At 56.1% G+C, this 1,068-nt stretch carries 1 protein-coding gene; it reads right to left on the bottom strand.

Going from position 1 to position 1,068, the window contains the following annotated elements; all coding sequences use genetic code 11:
- Positions 1–21: 21 nt before the first annotated feature.
- Entirely contained in the window at positions 22–1,020 is a 999-nt protein-coding gene (locus EOW68_RS18275) for a transposase (protein ID WP_128226582.1), read from the bottom strand.
- Positions 1,021–1,068: the final 48 nt, after the last annotated feature.

Here is a 1,068-nt window from a genome sequence, read left to right as displayed (position 1 = left end):
AGCGGTGGTGCAGAACGGTTCTCATAGCATGATGTTGGGGCTGGCGACATCGTTTCCTTGATGATGATTAGCGAGCGCAACGGCCAACCGAAGACACAGAGCGAGAAAGACGTGTGCTTTGACCCTCACACGGCCTCGGACCCGCGGGGTCCCGAGGCCGAGATCCTTGCAGACACCAATCGCTGTTTCCACGCGTGAGCGTTGATCATACGTCTTATCGAGTTGATTCTGCCAGAGACGAACTGTGTCGCTATGTTGTTTGATTTGGTCTTCGACGCGATATTCAATCTCCAGCGGGTCGTCTGTGTTTCGTGGATTGTACGGCGCAACCGGCACGACTGCCTGCGCCAGCAGGTGGTCGTGCCACTCCAGCATATCAAACTCTGAATCACCGACCATCCACCGAGGGGTTTCGACGGCGAGCGCGTCACGCGTGACGCGCATCGCCGTCTCCTGATCGACTTTCTTTGCTGGTGTAAACGCTGCTGCGACCGGAATGTTGTTTGCGGCAGTCACGACACAGCAGCCGTAACCGTAGTAGTAATCGTCTTCCGTGTGATCGTAGTTCCAGTCAGCGTCGTCGTCACACTGCTCGACTGGAATATCTGTGCCGTCGATACGGAAGAGCTTGCCGAGCGGGATCTGCTCGGCAAGCTCGTGGATCAATTCGATGAAGACAGCTTCCGCGACGAGCGCGAAGTCGGTAATGAACCGCGAAAGCGTCCACCGGGACGGTGGGCGCTCGAAGCCACACTGCCGCCACACGTCTTCGTTCCGTAGTTCTCGTTCCATTGGCCGCAGACCGTAGATGTCGTTGTAATAGCAGTGAAGAACGCCTTTCAGCAACTCTGGCGGCTGATGGACCCGTGTTCGCCCCCTCGAATCGGGGGCGAACACGGGATAATCCCTGAGAAACGAGAAGTCAAGATGTTCAAACAGTGCTGTCGTCTCTGTCTCCAGTGCTTTGAAAACCTGTTCGACCGTAGCGTTACTCGGTAGGACGGACTTGCTGCTGGACACATCAATTTCGTCCTACCACTTCCTTGTGAAAACTTCTGCACCACCGCC

Source organism: Halovenus amylolytica, assembly GCA_004015825.1.
Lineage (GTDB): Archaea > Halobacteriota > Halobacteria > Halobacteriales > Haloarculaceae > Halovenus > Halovenus amylolytica.
This window is presented reverse-complemented; position numbering and strand designations above follow the sequence as displayed.